The organism is Bacillus sp. JJ1566 (genome assembly GCF_036962685.1).
GTDB lineage: Bacteria > Bacillota > Bacilli > Bacillales > Bacillaceae_L > Ferdinandcohnia.
The window spans coordinates 1-17,301 of record NZ_JBALOP010000042.1; the positions used below are offsets into that span (position 1 = coordinate 1).

At 38.8% G+C, this 17,301-nt stretch carries 24 protein-coding genes, 1 tRNA gene and 1 other RNA gene; 6 read left to right on the forward strand and 20 right to left on the reverse strand.

Annotation, left to right across the window (positions count from 1 at the left end; genetic code table 11):
- Positions 1–124 precede the first annotated feature (124 nt).
- From V7112_RS16045 to V7112_RS16070, 6 genes are all read right to left on the reverse strand, one after another.
- Entirely contained in the window at positions 125–409 is a 285-nt protein-coding gene (locus tag V7112_RS16045) for a hypothetical protein (RefSeq protein ID WP_335421594.1), read from the reverse strand.
- A gap of 38 nt (positions 410–447) precedes the next feature.
- Positions 448–831: a VOC family protein gene (locus V7112_RS16050; protein ID WP_335421597.1), complete on the reverse strand. Its 384-nt coding sequence runs from the start codon at positions 829–831 to the stop codon at positions 448–450.
- Between the two features lie 11 nt (positions 832–842).
- Positions 843–1,613, reverse strand: coding sequence for an alpha/beta fold hydrolase (locus tag V7112_RS16055; protein ID WP_335421599.1), 771 nt, complete (start codon positions 1,611–1,613; stop codon positions 843–845).
- Positions 1,614–1,987: 374 nt separating this feature from the next.
- Positions 1,988–2,842, reverse strand: coding sequence for an AraC family transcriptional regulator (locus V7112_RS16060; RefSeq protein WP_335421601.1), 855 nt, complete (start codon positions 2,840–2,842; stop codon positions 1,988–1,990).
- A 50-nt stretch (positions 2,843–2,892) separates the two neighbouring features.
- On the reverse strand, positions 2,893–3,339 hold the full coding sequence (locus V7112_RS16065; protein ID WP_335421776.1) for an NUDIX hydrolase: 447 nt from the start codon (positions 3,337–3,339) through the stop codon (positions 2,893–2,895).
- Positions 3,332–3,898 (reverse strand): Type 1 glutamine amidotransferase-like domain-containing protein, encoded by a 567-nt coding sequence (locus V7112_RS16070; protein ID WP_335421603.1) that lies wholly within the window; start codon positions 3,896–3,898, stop codon positions 3,332–3,334. The genes V7112_RS16065 and V7112_RS16070 overlap by 8 nt, the downstream gene beginning before the upstream one ends.
- Positions 3,899–4,097: 199 nt before the next feature.
- Between V7112_RS16070 and V7112_RS16075 the strand changes: the two genes are divergently transcribed.
- Positions 4,098–4,625: a sigma-70 family RNA polymerase sigma factor gene (locus V7112_RS16075; RefSeq protein ID WP_438823901.1), complete on the forward strand. Its 528-nt coding sequence runs from the start codon at positions 4,098–4,100 to the stop codon at positions 4,623–4,625.
- On the forward strand, positions 4,618–5,928 hold the full coding sequence (locus V7112_RS16080; protein WP_335421607.1) for a DUF4179 domain-containing protein: 1,311 nt from the start codon (positions 4,618–4,620) through the stop codon (positions 5,926–5,928). Before V7112_RS16075 ends, V7112_RS16080 begins: the two co-directional genes overlap by 8 nt.
- A 34-nt stretch (positions 5,929–5,962) precedes the next feature.
- Here V7112_RS16080 and V7112_RS16085 read toward each other — a convergent pair whose 3' ends face one another.
- Positions 5,963–6,970, reverse strand: coding sequence for a DUF3231 family protein (locus tag V7112_RS16085; protein ID WP_335421609.1), 1,008 nt, complete (start codon positions 6,968–6,970; stop codon positions 5,963–5,965).
- A gap of 238 nt (positions 6,971–7,208) precedes the next feature.
- On the opposite strand from V7112_RS16085, the gene ssrS reads away from it, so the two are divergent.
- Positions 7,209–7,403, forward strand: a non-coding RNA gene (gene ssrS, locus V7112_RS16090) — 6S RNA.
- A gap of 114 nt (positions 7,404–7,517) precedes the next feature.
- Positions 7,518–7,591 (forward strand) — tRNA-Arg (locus V7112_RS16095).
- 64 nt (positions 7,592–7,655) lie between these two features.
- Here V7112_RS16095 and V7112_RS16100 read toward each other — a convergent pair.
- From V7112_RS16100 to V7112_RS16115, 4 genes are all read right to left on the reverse strand, one after another.
- Positions 7,656–7,799 carry a hypothetical protein gene (locus V7112_RS16100; protein ID WP_335421611.1) on the reverse strand — a complete coding sequence of 48 codons (144 nt, stop codon included), beginning with the start codon at positions 7,797–7,799 and terminating at the stop codon, positions 7,656–7,658.
- Between the two features lie 63 nt (positions 7,800–7,862).
- Complete coding sequence (locus tag V7112_RS16105) at positions 7,863–8,237, reverse strand: VOC family protein (protein ID WP_335421612.1); 375 nt, start codon at positions 8,235–8,237, stop codon at positions 7,863–7,865.
- Positions 8,238–8,330: 93 nt separating this feature from the next.
- Positions 8,331–8,753 (reverse strand): DUF1801 domain-containing protein, encoded by a 423-nt coding sequence (locus tag V7112_RS16110; RefSeq protein ID WP_335421614.1) that lies wholly within the window; start codon positions 8,751–8,753, stop codon positions 8,331–8,333.
- A gap of 214 nt (positions 8,754–8,967) precedes the next feature.
- On the reverse strand, positions 8,968–9,966 hold the full coding sequence (locus tag V7112_RS16115; RefSeq protein WP_335421616.1) for a nuclease-related domain-containing protein: 999 nt from the start codon (positions 9,964–9,966) through the stop codon (positions 8,968–8,970).
- Between the two features lie 342 nt (positions 9,967–10,308).
- On the opposite strand from V7112_RS16115, the gene V7112_RS16120 reads away from it, so the two are divergent.
- Entirely contained in the window at positions 10,309–11,913 is a 1,605-nt protein-coding gene (locus V7112_RS16120; RefSeq protein WP_438823902.1) for a ribonuclease J, read from the forward strand.
- 23 nt (positions 11,914–11,936) lie between these two features.
- On the opposite strand, the gene V7112_RS16125 is transcribed toward V7112_RS16120, so the two are convergent.
- The 7 genes from V7112_RS16125 to V7112_RS16155 form a co-directional block, all read right to left on the reverse strand.
- Positions 11,937–12,800 carry an amidohydrolase family protein gene (locus V7112_RS16125; RefSeq protein ID WP_335421621.1) on the reverse strand — a complete coding sequence of 288 codons (864 nt, stop codon included), beginning with the start codon at positions 12,798–12,800 and terminating at the stop codon, positions 11,937–11,939.
- A 14-nt stretch (positions 12,801–12,814) separates the two neighbouring features.
- Complete coding sequence (locus V7112_RS16130; RefSeq protein ID WP_335421623.1) at positions 12,815–13,288, reverse strand: tetratricopeptide repeat protein; 474 nt, start codon at positions 13,286–13,288, stop codon at positions 12,815–12,817.
- Positions 13,285–13,815, reverse strand: coding sequence for a cysteine hydrolase family protein (locus tag V7112_RS16135; protein ID WP_335421625.1), 531 nt, complete (start codon positions 13,813–13,815; stop codon positions 13,285–13,287). The genes V7112_RS16130 and V7112_RS16135 overlap by 4 nt, the downstream gene beginning before the upstream one ends.
- Entirely contained in the window at positions 13,793–14,227 is a 435-nt protein-coding gene (locus tag V7112_RS16140) for a VOC family protein (RefSeq protein ID WP_335421626.1), read from the reverse strand. Before V7112_RS16140 ends, V7112_RS16135 begins: the two co-directional genes overlap by 23 nt.
- Positions 14,228–14,417: 190 nt before the next feature.
- On the reverse strand, positions 14,418–14,897 hold the full coding sequence (locus V7112_RS16145) for an SRPBCC family protein (RefSeq protein WP_335421629.1): 480 nt from the start codon (positions 14,895–14,897) through the stop codon (positions 14,418–14,420).
- 10 nt (positions 14,898–14,907) lie between these two features.
- Positions 14,908–15,426, reverse strand: coding sequence for a GNAT family N-acetyltransferase (locus V7112_RS16150; protein ID WP_335421631.1), 519 nt, complete (start codon positions 15,424–15,426; stop codon positions 14,908–14,910).
- Between the two features lie 9 nt (positions 15,427–15,435).
- A complete protein-coding gene (locus V7112_RS16155; RefSeq protein ID WP_335421633.1) occupies positions 15,436–15,909 on the reverse strand; it encodes a hypothetical protein in 474 nt (157 codons plus the stop codon).
- A 150-nt stretch (positions 15,910–16,059) separates the two neighbouring features.
- Between V7112_RS16155 and V7112_RS16160 the strand changes: the two genes are divergently transcribed.
- Positions 16,060–16,284, forward strand: coding sequence for a hypothetical protein (locus V7112_RS16160; RefSeq protein ID WP_335421635.1), 225 nt, complete (start codon positions 16,060–16,062; stop codon positions 16,282–16,284).
- Between the two features lie 19 nt (positions 16,285–16,303).
- On the opposite strand, the gene V7112_RS16165 is transcribed toward V7112_RS16160, so the two are convergent.
- On the reverse strand, positions 16,304–16,747 hold the full coding sequence (locus tag V7112_RS16165) for an ASCH domain-containing protein (RefSeq protein ID WP_335421637.1): 444 nt from the start codon (positions 16,745–16,747) through the stop codon (positions 16,304–16,306).
- Positions 16,716–17,273, reverse strand: a complete 558-nt coding sequence (locus tag V7112_RS16170) for a topology modulation protein (RefSeq protein ID WP_335421639.1) — start codon at positions 17,271–17,273, stop codon at positions 16,716–16,718. Before V7112_RS16170 ends, V7112_RS16165 begins: the two co-directional genes overlap by 32 nt.
- Positions 17,274–17,301 lie beyond the last annotated feature (28 nt).

Genomic DNA, 17,301 nt, shown 5'->3' on the forward strand with positions numbered 1-17,301 from the left:
ACTTTTGGGGTGCAGTACATTTTCTATCCGAAATGGTCTGCTAATTAAATTATTTCTCTCCCTTATCTGAATCCGTTTGGTATGGCTTCCGTTGTTTTTTGTCTATCTACATACAAATTATGGATTACTTTTCACTTGAACTCCTGGAACCTTTTTTTCGCCACCCTCTGAATGATAAATAACAAACTGCTGAAAAGAAAATGATACCTCCAATCCAAAGTTGCAAACTCTCAGATAAAAAATCAGGAGGCAGGATATCTAGTTTGTCCGTAATATACGTCCCGATTAACCGCAATAGGAAAATGAAGATACTTAGGAAAATAACTTCCACTAAAAAGGTTTTAGGATGTAACTCCTTTTGCTCCCACCGAATGAGTGCGAGAGCTATGATAACCCCTACATACATCATGTTAATTACCTTCCCCCTGCAGACGCCTTGCTATAGTTTTAAAGATTTTCGTAGATTTCAATCAGGTTGCCTGCTGGATCTCGGAAATGTGCAACCTTCAACATCCAGTCTGCTTGCTCGTGTGGCTTTGTGATGAATTCAAGTTTATCCTTCATTTTTTCGTATGTATTCTCCACACTTTCCACCTTAAAAACCAATGTTGTTTTATCCTGGTTATCTACTAATGATGCATACTCAGCACCAATTGCTGCCACCATTTGTTTTCTTTCGAAAAGGCCAAGCTTTACCCCACCAATTCCAGTAAAGTCGGCATATAGGGAACTCTCGTCTCCCCACGAAACCTCAAAACCTAATACGTCTCGGTAAAATATGAAACATTCTTGATAGTTATCTACTAACAGACGGATATGTGTAAGATTCATTTTGTTCCTCCTTAGCGTATTATTTTACAGTTTTCAGGCGCTTCCTCTTCATTTACCCAAGTTTCGACCATTTCATTGAAAAAGTCCGGCATCGCCATCGAAACTCCGTGACCCATGTTCGGAATGAGGGTACCTTTAGTATTTGGGTTTGCTTTTACGAGATCATTGGCTGATTTTTTCATAATGGACTTTTCTTGTTCACCCACAGTCACCAATATGTTGGTGGACGCCTTTTTAAAATCGGACGGGATTGTGAACGACATATTCTCCCCTAATACACGGGTGAGAGAATCGGCAGTGATTTGGCAGCTTTCTTCATAATATTTTTCGAAATAATCGTCACCGACATATAAGGCTTTTGCTTGGAGTTTGGAAAACCATCTTTTCTTGACGAGTGGAGCAGATAGTTTAATAGTCGGTTGAATCCATTTTTTAGCATAAGTCATTGGCCGTACCAAGGCGCTGTTAATGATTGCAAAGTCGATTAAATCAGGCTTCATGCTGAGTAGTTGCACAATAATTTGAGCACCAAGGGAAAATCCAATCAGGATTACTTTCTTTCCGTTTGATTTTTCTTCGATTAATGCTATGACTCTTTCTGCACTGTCTTTGATTGAAAAAGGAATAGCGATGCTTTTCCCATGCCCGGGCAGATCTGGAACGAGGCAATGGTACTGAGTGAAATATTGGACCTGTTTGTCCCACATCCAGCCACTCACCCCACCGCCATGCAAAAAGACCATCAGAGGCGCACTCGTATCGCCGTATTCTTGATAGTGCATTGTGCACACCTCTCTTTTTTATAACTTGATATTTCCATTATATGTTTATCGAAAATTTCTGTCTAATTTAGTAGTTTAGGGGAGAAATTTTATTTGTGTTATCAGCCATAAATTCAAATTATTGGCCGTAAAAACTTTCTATTGACCGTAAATCTCATTTATCAGCCATATTTTTTGATTATTAGCTGTAAAGTGTTCTCGTGCCTGAGTTTTTCACTAAATAAAAAACCATATCGCACTCTATCATTTAGTTACTGTCACTAATCGGCAATTTACTGTCACTATTTCCGAAATACTGTCACTATCCGAAAAATACTTTCTCTAGTAAAATAACCTAATGCAAAACCCCAAGGAATCTCCTTGGGGCTCACACTTTACTTCACTGGAATCCAAATTTCTGAGTAATAATTAGTTTCATATGCGTTTCCATCCGGGTACATTTCGAACTCTGCCGTTCCGGCATACTCATATCCGCTTGATGGAAACCATTCTGAGTAGATTTTTTTCCACGCGTCCTGCATTGCAGCTGGCATCGCGCCATGTACTTCGAATACGGCCCATTTTGCTGCTGGAATATCCAAAGTTTCAAACTTTCCTGATGTGCCACCAACGTTTTCTACCGCCACCCAATAATCGATGGCTTTAACATTCGGTGCACTGACACAGACTCCCAAAATCCCATTAATTTCGCCATCTATCAATGGCATTAATGCATCACAGGTGCCATCGGAATTCACTTCTTTCCATAACTTCGGAATACGACTAAGATGCTCATCATTCTCACACGAAAAATTGCGCTTTACTCCAACTGCTTTAAATCCTTCCTTCTCAACAATACGATACTTCACTGGATCTGCTCCTTTCAAACTCACCTGGATGACCAGGCGGCTATATGATTGCAGCTTTCCAATCCCCTTTCGGATATCACTAGGCGTTACACCGTGCTGTTTCCGAAAAGCTTTTGTGAAAGCCTCGGGAGTGTCGTAGCCGTATTTGTAGGCTAGATCAATAATCTTTGTATCCGCTCTCGATAATTCTTCAGCGGCAAGTGTTAACCGGCGCCGACGGAGATAATCGCCCACTGTGATGTCTGTTAATATCGAGAACGTACGTTGAAAATGAAACGGTGATGCATTCGCATGCCCAGCAATCTCCTCGATTGAGACGTCTTCAAGCAAATGGTCCTCCATAAAATCAATTGCATTTTGTAATGATTCTAGCCAGCTCATTTCCCTCACTCCTTACCTCAATTCTATCTGGCACATGATCTTTCATCCTGTCATTTTGTGCTTAGTTGGGACAGATTTTTGATAAAAAAGTTCCGGGTATCATCGTGGGTGAGTTTGTCCAAAACCTCTTCTTTTGTAAAAAACTTAAGTTCTGCAATTTCCTCATCTATTGGCGACAGACCGCTTACATCACCTTTACATTCAACCAAGAACATCGTCGTCTCCTGACGCTCATAACCGATTTTCACTTTCAATTTTTCAGGAAATTCAAAGCAAATTTTTTCATACAACTGCTTCAAAATTAAAAAATCAGTCGACCCGGTTTCTTCTTTCAGTTCACGAAGCAGCGCATGTTGAGCAGATTCATCATTGTCTTCAATTCCACCCTTGATGAAATCCCACTCACCTGGTATTTTTTCGGAACCGATTTTAATTTTATGTACAAGCAAAAATTGATCATCCTTATAGACAATTGCCCCAACCGCTTGTCTAATCAAAGACATGAGGCTCGTTTCCTTCATGCTCAACCATCTGCCCATTTTTAAAATATACGCCTGAATTTTCGTCGATTCCATATCCAGGAACATTCAATTTTGAAATTGCCTCTATAAGATATTTTTCTTCGTTCCATTCCGAGAAATGAACGGAAATCACACCGTTTTTAATTAAGCCCAAGCCCTGTAAATATATCTGTTCTTGCTGTGCTGTGTCCTCAGGCGAGATAACGCAGTGCTCACAGGAGACTAAAGCACCTGCTGAAAAACCAGCAATTGGAACTCCATTAGTAAACATTTTTCGAATGATATCTCCTACCGGGGTATCGACAATATAGGCACGGTATTGCTCGGTTACCCCTCCTCCGATAATAATCCCGGTGCATCTTTGGAGTTGAGTTAGTTGTTCTTGAGATGGGTTATCCGAAAGTACAAAATAATAAAAGTCGTGCACTCCATTGTCCTCTAAAACCCTCGTATAGCTCGGCATATACTTTTGCCAGCCTGGACGCTTAAGAAACAAAATAGCAATCCTAGTAGCGGAATTTCCAGCTAAACCCACAAATCTCTTCCCTAATTTTTGATTAAAAGGAGGTCCTCCCCCAAACAAAAATATATGTGTATCTGACAATTTATCTTCAGTCCTTTTTCGAAAATGTTAAGATTTATATATATTTCGATAACAATTATTAAAATCCTTTTATTAAAATGAAACGTTTTGGATGACTAATATCTCTAACTAATAGAAGAAAGGAGGAAGGATTTTGAATATCAGTAAACTTGTCGCAAAGGCAAAAAAGGGAAATAACCGTGCTTTTCAGGAATTAATTGATACCGAAAAAACGAAGCTTTATAAAATGGCATATTTGTATATGAAAAATGAAGACGATGCACTTGAGGTATTTCAGGAAACCGTTTATAAGGCGCTCGCCTCTCTTAAGGATTTAAAAAATGATACATATTTTTCAACTTGGATTACTCGAATTCTTATTAATACCGCAATTGATCAACTTCGCAGGAAAAAAAGAGTAATACCAATGGAACGAGATTTCCTCGAGAGCAAAGGACCTTCTTACATAAATAAGGAAGCCGATTCCGACTTATTGAACGCCATTAAAGGATTAGACGAAAAATATAAAACCGTTTTAGTTTTAAGGTTTTACAAGGATTTCACAATAAAGCAAATCGCTGAATTTCTCGATTGTCCAGAAGGTACTGTAAAAACAAATATACACCGAGGGATTGCCCTTTTGCGCAATCAATTAAAGGAGGTCATCGTGAATGAATAAACATTTTCCTGAATTTAATAAAGAGCTTGAAAACATTCATGTGCCCGTTGAGAAGCTTGATCGCATTATTCAACAAACAATAAATGAACATCATAAACAAAAACCACGACGTAAAAAAATAATCCTAACAACCATCGGCTCGGTTGCAGCAGCCTTTATCCTGTTTTTAGGGTCTGCTACTTTTTCACCGACATTAGCAAAGGTCGCGTCTGAAATTCCATTAGTCGGAACGTTTTTCAATGAGTCTGGTGATGAAGGACTGCAAATCGCAGGAAAAAGTGGGCTTACTCAAGTCGTTAACCAGACAGCAAAAGATAATGGTGTGACACTAACAATGAAAGAAATTTTTTATGATGGGACTCGGCTAACATTTGGTATGACCCACGAATCACTTTTTGCGCTTGGAGATATCGAGCGTCCAACCATTTTGGTGAACGGGAAAGAGATTAATTTTAGTGCAGGTACCACTGGAAAATTTAGTAACCCATCTAAATATGAAATAGTCATGGATATTAAGCCGACTGAAGATCTGCCGGAAGAGTTTGATATGAAGGTCATCATTGATGCTGTTGGACTAATACCTGGGAATTGGGAATTTGAATTTCCAGTGAAGCAATCAAACGAGGTGACAGTTATTCAACTTAACAAAACAAATGTTATTTATGATGCAGAAGTGACTGTTGAAACTGTAAAGCTCGGTCCAGCAGGAACAGATTTAGCAATTCAAATAAAATCGGATCCAAATAATCCAAAAATGGACCCTTATATAGATTTACATTTTGCAATGATTGATGAACAGGGTAGAGTTCTACGAAGTCTTTCTTCCAGTGGGCATGGAGATACGATCGACGGAATTGAGCTTGTTAACCTTGATTATCTTTATACGCCAATTAAAGATGGAGTGAAAAGGCTGACGATCCTACCTTACAAGATTCCTAGGGGTATGGGAGCTGTTGATGAGGTATCTGTTTCATTAAATGAAACACTTCCATTAACGCTCGACCAAGGTGAGGTAGGAAAAATAACAGTGACGGATACTGAGTTTCTTGATGATAAAACAGTTGTATATTTTGAATTGGATAGTGAGTTCCCATTTGACGATAACTTAACGATGAATCGAACATGGTTAGAATCGAAGGATGGCAAGGATTTATCGTTCCAAGACAAACCTTTTGCGAAACGAATTAAAGGGAATCTTTTCATGCAGGAATTTGAAGCGACAAAGACTAAAGACGTCAAATTTAAGGCTGCTAAAATCCCTAAGCCAGTTATGTTTGATCCTTTTGAAATTACATTACCATAACGGAAAAGTCAGGCCTTGTCGCCTGACTTATTTGTTATTCATTATCCACGAGCGCTTTCCTATCAACCGCATGTGGCGGTTTTTCAAACCATCCCTCATCAATCATGATATTAGCGCCATCTTCTACATATCGACCAATATCTAAAATGAATTTACTTAACATTAGCCCAATGTCTCGTCTTCCGTTTAGTGACATTGCATTTGCATAGGAGCGTATCTTCATCGAGAACATATCAATTTTATGGAATGTCATTAACTTATCTGAGAATGGTGGAATCGTTGATGCCTCGACTAAATCATCAAGTAATGGATGACCAGGCAAATTTTCTTCATGAAGCTTTGCCAAACAATCTTTAATATGGTCCATTGTAATTTCCTTACCACGGAGCATAAATTCCTTCACCTTTTTACGATCTGCCACTTGACTGAATCCCATCAATAGACCCTTACTTGCTACATTATTTTCAAGGTTATCTTGGAGGTGAGCAATTTCTAAAGCATGAAGAGGTCTAACGTCACCTAAGAATCCAGCTAAATAGCTCTGTTTTTCTACAAAAGCTACTTCTTTCGGGATTGGAATAACTGGTGGTTTCGTTAAATAGCCCTTTTTTTCTAACGTTTCATTTAAATCAACTAAAAAATGGACCGTATCCAGATCGAATTTGATTACCGCATCCCTTATGTCTGGTCGGATCATCATAGGTATCGCTGTGGAGTAAAGACTTAGCCCTGCTTTCGCCGTATATTTTAAATAATGAAGATAAAATTCATCAGCGAACAACCTAGGTGCATCTAGGTTTACATCTTTTTTGACATCAAAACCAATTGGGATTGGGAAATTTTCTTTATTATATATCTTCGTGATGTCCTCGGTAATTTTTTGACTAATGCTTTTTGCTTTTTTTAAGATTTCCATGATGTCAGCATCCTGACAATGTTTTTGAAAATAGGTTAACACGCAAATAGCCATTGTGTTCCCCATATAAACCGCCCAAAGCTTTCCCATTTCGGCTGAAGTTAGTTGTTCGTTGTTGGGTTTCATTTCCTATCTCCTCATTACTTTTTTATCTAGTATTTTGCAAGATGAGCGGATGTATTCAAAAATTGTAGGAGCCCGAAATATTTTTCGACAAAAATTCCTTTTAATTAATTAGGACAAGCCTGTTTCATCAACGTTTGAGGAGGAGCCCCATTTTTAAATAAAAAATTCTGTGACAAAGTTCTACACTTTGGATTATTTTTACATTTGATTTCATGGATTCAATCATGTAGTATACAGATACAAGCTACATTGTACGTAATCATAATAAAGTTTAACCTTTGAGCTGAAATAGGGAGTTTTACATTGAGACTGGAATGGCAGGCCTTCGTCCATGGCGACTTGAAGGACATACAGGAACGTTTCTGCAAACACCCACTTTGAGGAGTGGTGGTTTTAAACTTTCTTAGGGTATTACGGCAATTGTGGCTTTTCCCATTTACAGTCAATCCATTTTCCGTATGGAGAGTGGATTTTTTATTTGTCTTTCACAGGTCTTGACCATTCGAGCAAATTAATTTTATAATTATTTACTGTAGTGTATTTTCATGTCCCAGTAGCTCAGTAGGATAGAGCGACAGCCTCCTAAGCTGTAGGTCGTAGGTTCGATTCCTATCTGGGACGCTAAAGACGAGCCCCTCGGTGTTGAGGGGCTTTTTTTTGCAATGAAAAAAAGAGGCCTAAGCCTCTACACGTCCTTTGTTTTCGTTTCTTTCGTAACATACGCTGAAACCCCTTCGGTAATTGTGCGATCGATATCGAGATAGGGTTTTCCACGAAGTGCCTCATTTGAATAGATTTCAATACTTTCTTCTTTTGTATCCTTTGGCAAACTGAACACCCCCAACCTTGGCAATTTCTGCATTAGCCATATTGTGGGCAATCTGTTCAATGTTCATGCATTCTTCCATTCTAAAAATTCCAAGCGGTTCCCGAACGGGTCATGGGCATAGAAGCGATTTGCACATGGGAGGTTGTTATCATCAATTACGTCCACGTTGTTGTTTTGAAGATGCTGTTTTAAGTCTTCAAGGTTTTGAATTTCAAAAGCTGGATGTGCCTTTTTGGCGGGTACATATGGATCGTCGATGCCAATATGAATTTGCACAGATCCGTAAGCAAACCAAACGCCCCCATTTTTCCGAAGTGTCTCCGGCTTTTCGATTTCTTGGCAGCCTAAAATAGTTGCGTAAAAGTGGCGTGCCTCATTTTCACTCCCTTTTGGAGCCGCAAGTTGGATATGGTCAATTGCTTTAATTTTAAATCTCATATGCATCCCCCACTTTATTATGGTACCTTCATCGTACTCCATTTCAGGGGATAACTAAATTTGATTAATTTTATGTATTTATATAAGTTTTACTTATTCCGCTGGGTATGTCTCTTGTAAGAATTTTATCGATTGGGCGATAAGCTCCTTTAGTACCTCTACATCTATATCTGCAATTTTGTTGATATAGACACAAGCCTTTCCAGATGTATGTTTACCAAACCTTTCAAGTAACTCCTGACGCTTCTCGTCTCCAGGCGCAAAATACAAACTGATTTTTGCCTTGCGTGGGGAAAAGCCTACAAGCGGTGCATCACCTTCATGGCCAGTAGCATATTTGTAATGGTAGGAACCAAACCCAATAATGCTCGGCCCCCACATTTTTGCAGGATAGCCGGACGTTTCTGCAAAAATATCTAATAGCTTATAAGCATCTTCTCTCTTTTTTAGGTTGTCGACTTTTTCAATGAATTCAATGACACTTGCGTCATTTTCTTTTGTTTTTAATTCGTACATTATTTTGACCTCCTTGATAGTAGTAGGATAGACATTAATTATTTATTCAAGACGTAGGACGGGGATTCCTGCTTTTTATTTGTTATGTTTTGGGTTTGAAAGTGCTAGTGACAGTATTTTGGAAATAGTGACAGTAAATATAATATAGCGACAGTAAATTTTAAATAGTGACAGTATTTTTCGAATAGTGACAGTAAAGTTTGGACAAATCGTCTTATTGTCTATTTTGATGCTTAATTATAAGATCTTCCTCTGATAATAAGTAAATTCTATCTCTAAAGCTACCTTCATGTTGTAAATTTAATGAAGTTAAGATGTGCTTTGCAGTAGAAATCGATTGTATATCTAGAAAATCACGCAATTGCTGATTCGTAATCGTGTTTCCGAAAAGAAGAAGATATTCATTTAAGGAATTGTAATAAGGTTTGGTTGAAGAATATTTACATGAAGGGCAAATCCACGATCTGGGGTTACGTATCATTGGCAAGAAATCACATTTCGGACAGCGCACACCTTTAATGAGTTCATGCTCTTTTATTCCGAATTGCCCAAGTATATCTTGGTCATGGGGTGTATGATGCTTTAAGAGTAATTTTGAAAGTTTTTGTATTTGCTTTTTATCATACTTCACTTCTCGATTTCTCTTTTCAAACAACTCTATTTTGGAATTGAAACTAGGGCTTTTAATTACTTTGTTGTAGTGTTTGAAGTCCTTACTTGCATCAATAATCGCATTAGGATTTGTGAAGATTACTAATTTTTCTATTGGAATTGAGGGAGATTTGAGGTTTTCTAGAAATCTTGTTAGCTGTAGTTGGTGCCGGTTGATTTGAGTAACTGGACAATTAAATGATTTTCTAGTTTCCTTATAGGTTTGGATCAGTTGGTCAAATTTCCCGTCAAAATATAGTTCGCCGCGATAATGTTTGGCATCAATTATTAATTGGAATGTGGGATTAATTAAAAGTATGTCTATTTCGAAAAAATGCTTACCGGAGACGTCTGGAAGACGAAGGTTGTGGAAGATATGGTAGTTTTTTTCTTTTAAAAAGGTTAAATAGTACTGTAAAGATTGTTCACCTCGATATCCCGCCATTCTTCTGCCATGCTCATCGTTTATTTCAAGGTATTTTGGATGTGATTCTTCTAATCTTTTGAATAAAACTTTCAACTTTCTAATCCTACGTGGAATTTTCAATTCTTTTTTGTTCATTTAGTAAGCTCCTTTTTATTTAATAAGTCTTTTTTCTACATATTCATCTAAAATCCTGCAATATTTTTATGAATTTTTTTTACTATTTATTTTCTATGGGCGATAATTTTTTTCTATGGTCGTTAGACATACTTCTATGGTCGTTATTTTGTTTCTATGGGCGTTATTTCAACTCTATGGTCGTTAGTCTTCGCCGACGTTAACAAACCCTGGAACCTATATAAATAAATCCACCCACCTATGGTAAAACTAAGAACACGATTTAAGAGGTAGGAGGCGAGATTGTTGGAGAACGGATTGTCCATTTTTGCACTTGGTGGGATTAATGAGATTGGGAAAAATATGTATGTGGTGCAGTTTGATGATGATATTTTGGTGATTGACTGTGGGGGAAAGTTTCCGGATGAGAGTCTGCTTGGGATTGATTTGATTATTCCGGACCTGACTTACCTAGAGGACAATCGGGAAAAAATTCGCGGAATGCTGATTACACATGGGCATGAGGATCATATTGGCGGGATTCCTTATTTTCTAAAAAAGCTCAATGTGCCGATTTATGCGACTCGGTTTACGCTTGGTTTAATTGAGTTGAAGCTGACGGAACATCGACTTCTTGCGGATACCAAGCTGATTCCGATTGACGCAGATTCTAAGCTCGAGTTCGGCAAAATGGCGGTTTCCTTTTTTAAAGTGAATCACAGTATTCCTGATTGTCTAGGAATTGTGTTTGATACGCCTGAAGGCAAGGTTGTTCATACTGGAGATTTCAAGTTTGATTTGACGCCAGTGAATGACCAGCATTCAGACATTCATCGGATGGCTGAAATCGGGCGTGAGGGTGTACTTGTTTTATTATCAGAAAGTACAAACGCCGAGCGCCCTGGTTCGACGCCGACAGAGTTAAAAGTCGGGCATATGATTGAGGAAGCCTTTATGAAAGCGACTAGAAAGGTATTTGTTTCAACGTTTGCTTCGAATATTAGTCGGGTTCAACAGGTGGTTGAAGCAGCAATGAAGACGAATCGAAAGCTCGCGCTGCTTGGAAGAAGTATGGTGAATGTCGTGGATGTTGCGGTTGAACGTGGCTATCTCCACATTCCCGATGGCATGCTGATTGATGCCCAAGAGGTGGAAAGCCTTGCACCTGAGAAGGTTTGTATTTTATGTACAGGCAGTCAGGGGGAACCAATGGCTGCGCTTGCTCGTCTTTCCAATGCTAGTTATCGCGATGTGCACATTCTCCCTGAAGATACAGTGATTTTAGCGGCGGGTCCGATTCCTGGTAATGAAAAAAATGTTTCTCGCATTATCGATAATTTGTTTCAGCTAGGTGCGGTTGTTTTATATGGAGGAAGCGCGACTGGTATGCATGTTTCCGGTCATGGGTTTCAGGAGGATCTCAAGCTGATGTTGACATTAATGAAACCAACCTACTTTATCCCAATTCACGGGGAATATCGGATGCTTCATCAGCACAAGTCTCTTGCAGTGTCGGTTGGAGTCGAGCCTGAAAATGTTTTTATCATTCAAAATGGCGATGTAGTTGATGTCAAACATTCGGAAGCGCGTCAAACACGGAAAATTCCTTCCGGTGATACATATGTGGATGGGATTGGTGTTGGTGATGTCGGTGATATTATTTTACGTGACCGTAAGCAGTTGTCCGAGGATGGCATGGTCGTCATTGTAGTCACGCTGAGTAAAAGAGATCAGAAAATCCTTTCGGGACCGGATACGATTACGCGCGGTTTTGTGTTTAACAGGGATTCTGAACAACTTTTACGAGAGACAAATCGGCTTGTGAAAAAAGCAATTCTTGACCTACAAAGTGAAAATAAATACCAGTGGAATGCAATGAAAAAGGAAATAAAAAAGGCTGTGGGACAATATTTATTCACACAGACAAAACGTAAGCCGATGATTCTACCTTTTATTATAGAAGTGTAATCCCTCCAATTGGAGGGATTTTTTTAGCTGATCAATTCTAAAAAGTTTTTTCCAAGTATACTCTCTTTTTGGTAATCAGGAATTTGAAGTAATTCAATCCAACTCTTCTTTTCTGAATAGTTGTATTCATTAAATTTCTTCATTCCATATGGTCCATCGCACCCGTATAGAATTTTACGATACCCCAGAGTTTCTACGGCCATTTCCACAATTTTTGGAGTTAAATAATCACTTGATGTATCCACAAAAACATTGGGTTTATCCTTACTGTACATCCATAGATTCTTCCAAAAAGGTAGACCAGCATGTGCATAAATTAGTTTAAGCTCTGGATATTTTTCAGGTAGGTATTTATAGGAGTCTTGTTCTGAAGAGAGATGAATAATCATTGGGAAGCCCTTCGATTCACACAGAGCAGCAACCCTATCAAGCTCCTTTATACGATAATTGTGCATAAAAGGGTGCGCCTTCACACCAATGAAACCGGGCTTTTTCAAATAGAATTCAATCTCATCTAACGACTCTGGAAGCATTGGATTTACAGCAGCCCAACCAAGAAAGCGCTCTGGGAATCGATCGATTGCTGCATCAACAAGATCATTTCTTGGCGAGGCAAAAATCTTGTATGAATTTCCATAAAGCTTCAAATATCCATCTTTTACAAGACCATTATAAATTTGTAACCCAATGAATGGAGTATGGAGGATTAAAAATCGAGATAATCGTTGTAAATTATGCTGATGATAGGTGCTCTCCACCTCAAACATTGTTTCGTTCATAGGGGATATTAAGGCTGTTTTCTTTACGTTGTTTTGATCCATGCCCTCTATCATTTTTTCCAAAGTCAGCATTGTTTCATCAATATGAAAATGGCAATCAACGATCATTTAAAATCCTCCCATTATTTCCAAACAGTATCTAGCTTATCTGAATAGAAGACTATCGCCTTTTTATAGGCTAGAATTGACGCATCACTCGATGTCCCAGCTAAACTTTTTAAAAGAAGCCCCATTGCCTCCTGATGGCGGCCAAGATTGTAGAGTGCCATTGCGTAAAAAGCCTTCATTGCATGGTTTTCAGGAAATTTCTCTATCCCTTTCAATAGAGTCTCCTCGGACTTTTCATATTCTCCAAGCGTTCGATAGGTGCTACCTAACCCAAGTAGTGCTCCTTCCAAATCTTCATTCTGTAAGCCTAGCTCAATTGCCTTTTCATAATATGGGACAGCTTCTGATTCCAGCCCTAGCACATCAAAGCTCCAAGCAACTTGATAGTTTAGTTGTGAATCTTCGGGGGACTCCTTCACCAATCCCATAAGCAGTTCATTTGATTCTTTGAGTCGCCCCTCTTTTCTCAGTTCTAAAGCTGTCTTCATTTTTGATATACCTCTAGATATTCATTGTAATAGAGGACCTCAACAGCCTCCGACCAGTTAAGGACTGTTCCGACAAAGTCCTGAATATCAAGTCCCTTCATCTCATATGTTTCCTCGGTATTCGTTGTCCCAGTCGCATCCTCTAAAAAGGTAACTTTGTACCCTCGATCATAACCCGAAATGGCTGTAAACATGCAGCAGAATTCAGTTTCAAAACCCGTAATGAAAATATGATCAACGCCTAATTGCTCTAGAATGGATGATAGATTCGTCTGAAAAAATGCACTTGGGGTTTCTTTTTCAACCACATAATCAGCGAACTCCCTGACTGATTCGTGAATCTCAGAACCCTTCGAATTTCTGTGAAGTGGGTTCTCTTCATTTTTGTCAAAATGTCTCACCATAATCACAGGGAGTTTTTTTGCTTTGAAATCTTGGATGATTTGTTGAATTTTATTAATTTCTTCACTAAAATCCTTGAAATTCACTATTCCGTTTTGGACATCAATCACTAATAATGCTTGCATTCTCTTTCCTCCTCTTTTTAAAATCTGGACTAAGCTCGCTCCAGACGTCGAATTGGTTGCCATCTGGATCACTGAATACGAAATTTCTCCCGGCATGACCACGGTCTTCAATGACCCCAACCGTAACATGACGTTCTTGGAATTCTTGATGCAAGCTCTCTAAAGCTTGTAAACCATCGACCTCGAAGGTTAATGAAAATCGTTTATGCCCTTTTGCATCAGTGAAGTTTAAGGTTTGCCCTTCAGGTGCAGCAACAAGGAAAAAACTTTGATCCGCCAAGTCAAGGATTGCTTTGTCTTCATCGATATAATTTAGCACTGCCCCAAGGTTTTCTGTGTACCAGTTTACCGAAAGCTGAACATCCGCAACTGGCAGATAGGTAGTTCCGACACGTAGGAGTGTTTGTTTCATAGCGCTCCTCCTTTTGAATTCATTTTTTATCTTCCGTCCTGCCCCCTGTTATGTTATCGAACGGGGTAAAGTTATTACTAGATAGTTTTTTTATTCGCTATTTATTAAATTCGCGATATATCTTCATTTACCTTCTATTCTTTTCCAGACAAAAAAGAAGCTCCATCCTATTGGACGGGCTTCTTTCGGATTATTTAGTTAGGTTATTGATAGCCTGTACATATTGTTCGTATAAAGGTTCCCACATTTGTTTACGATTTTCTACCTGTTTTCCATCTAATAAAATGCCAATAACATCAAGACATACATGCCATCCTGCCAAGTCTCTAGGGGTATGGTCAGTAAGCTTTGTGATGGTTTCGATTAAAAGCAACTTACATCCTTCCTGCTCAGAAGTAAGCTCAAATCGAACGCTGTCGTCTGCCCAAGTGAATTCCAACACAGAGCGATTGCTAAAGTCAGTGATACTCATTTCCTCGAAGGTTCCATTTCCCATATCAAATAGGATACGACCACCCTTTCGAAGATCATCGACTTTTAATTCTGGAAACCACGTTGGTAGTTTATCGTTGTCCGTTAGCATCGCCCATACTTCATCAATTGAGTGGGGATAATGACGTTCAAATGTTGCGATGTAATTTTGTTCATTTTTGGTAAGAGTTGCGAGCATGTTGTGCCTCCTAATATGTATTAAAGCTAGCTTTCAGATTGTCCCATCCGTATACCGCCTCTTTTAGCTTTTTACCGCCGATTTCAACTTCTACGGTATCTAGTTTGCGAGCTCCAAGTGCTTCATAAAACAGACAGGATTTATTTTCTTCCAATACTAATACTAGCATTGTGTTTATTTCCTTGTCTAAAAGTTGCTTAACGACTGGGACTACCAACTTTTTACCCAAGCCTTGCCCTTGATATTCTCGTAAAATATAGATGGCGTAGAGTTCACCCTGATAGTTTTCATAATTCCCACTACGCTCTTTTCCACCACAGGCAAACCCGACGATTTCTTCTAGATCATTTTCCGCTACAAAAATATGTCCGTTCGGGATTCCTCTTTCCCACATCTTTTCCCTAGATTCGTAGTTCAATTGCTGAAGATATTCATCTGGGACCACTCCGGAATAGGTCGTTCTCCAGCTATCGACATGCACTTTTGCGATGCCTTTTGCATCGGATAAAATTGCTTTTCTTATTTTCATCTTATCCTCCTATTTTACTTCTAAAGCGAATGCGTAGAATGCGTCTCCGTTTGATACATTCTCTTCGTTTTCATCCATCCACCAAACTCCATACGAATAATAGTACACGCCTTTTTCCTCAGGTGCTGTAAAGTGATGATTTTCTACTTCAACTTCGGTTTCCTTGTCACCGGTGTAATATGCTACATGCACCTCATTTGGCATTGGTTTATAATCCATCACAAATGTAATTTCTTCACCGGGCTGCACAATAATCGGATCCTTTCCTTCTAAAAGTGCCTCAGGTCCCGCAGTGTCCACACATACACCTTTGAATTTAGACTTCCAGCAATAAGTGCCGAGTTTCGTAGGATACGTTTCATTCCCAATTTTCACCATCGTTTCAGGCGGTTCATTACCGATTAGCTTACTTGACTGACTTCCTCCACAACCTGTAAGGGCAATCAATATTCCTACTAAAAGTACAAGCATCCATTTTTTCATAAGTAGCCTCCAATTGTGCGCTTTTACTAAATTGACGAAACCTTCGAAAAAAGGTTACACATTTTGAAACCAAACCGCTTATATTTCCGTATATTTGGTATAATGGAATATATATGAAGAAACGGGTTTACTTTGTAAGGAGGTCTTTTGATGACGGGTCTAGTTGCGGTTGTTATGGTATTTTCAATTCCTCTTGTTGCAATTATTACGAGCCACTTTCAAACACAATCAAAGTATAAACAGAAAATGCTACAGGAAGAGTTAGAGCTAGAAAAATTAAAGCATGAGAATTACTTGCTTGAAACAGAGAAAATGCGAGTCGAGCTTGAAAAAATGAAACTCGAAGCTCCAAAGGATGAGACGAAAATAATTTAAGCACCTAATTGGGTGCTTTTTATTTTACATCAATTAATGCGAAACGTTCACAGACAAGAAGCATCTCCTCTGAAAATTCACGGCCAATCTTCTGTAATTCACACGTGAAGAATCTAACATGTACATCTTTCCAATACTGATAGGTTCGATCCCCTTCACCTTCTGCAATTGCGAATTCCTCAGGAACCTCGTTCATCGGTTGAATCGTTACTTCAACTGTTTTAATGATCGCCACTGGTTCATCTTTGCTATTTAATACAATGCTATAATCATCAACTCTTGGAAGGGGCTCATTTTCAATCTCATAAAAAACGTATCCTGAGCAGGTCGCTGTCTTGATCCCATCGATGACTAATTGTGCTAGATAGTCAGGGTCTGCACCAAATTGCCATGCACTAACTGATTCTGGCTTTTCTTTCCCTCCCCAGAATTCATCCCAATATTGTTGGGCCGCTGTGTTCATTTTTTGCTACCTCCTTGTTATTCCATTTTAGATTACTAATATAGTCATTAATTTCTTTTTTTCCTCGAAGACTAATTACTGTTTTGTCCTCTGATAATCGATTAAGCCTTTCACGCATTTTATGTATTCTTGGCTTATAGGTCATCCAAATGAATTTGATAAACTTCCAATCTATTTTTTCTGTGCAGCCTAGGTCTGGACGTTTTTTTCCGATGTGTTTAAAATAACGTTTTAGTACTCGGTAGAGGCACATGTATCTTGGTAGTTCGAGATAGATGATGGTGTCAGCTTGCTTTGCACGAAGTTCGAAGGTTTTGCTGTAATTTCCGTCGATAATCCAGCTGTCTTTTGTGAGGATTTCCTCTTGGGCTGTTTTAAATTCCTCATGTGAGGCTTCGACCCAGCCTGGTTTCCAAAAATAGCTGTCTAAGTGGTACACTTCGATTCCAAGTTTACTTCCAAGTTGTTGGGCGAAAGTTGATTTTCCAACACCTGCTGAAATTCCGATAACCATGATTTTTTTCATGTCGTCCCTCACTTTTCTGGTATTTTTG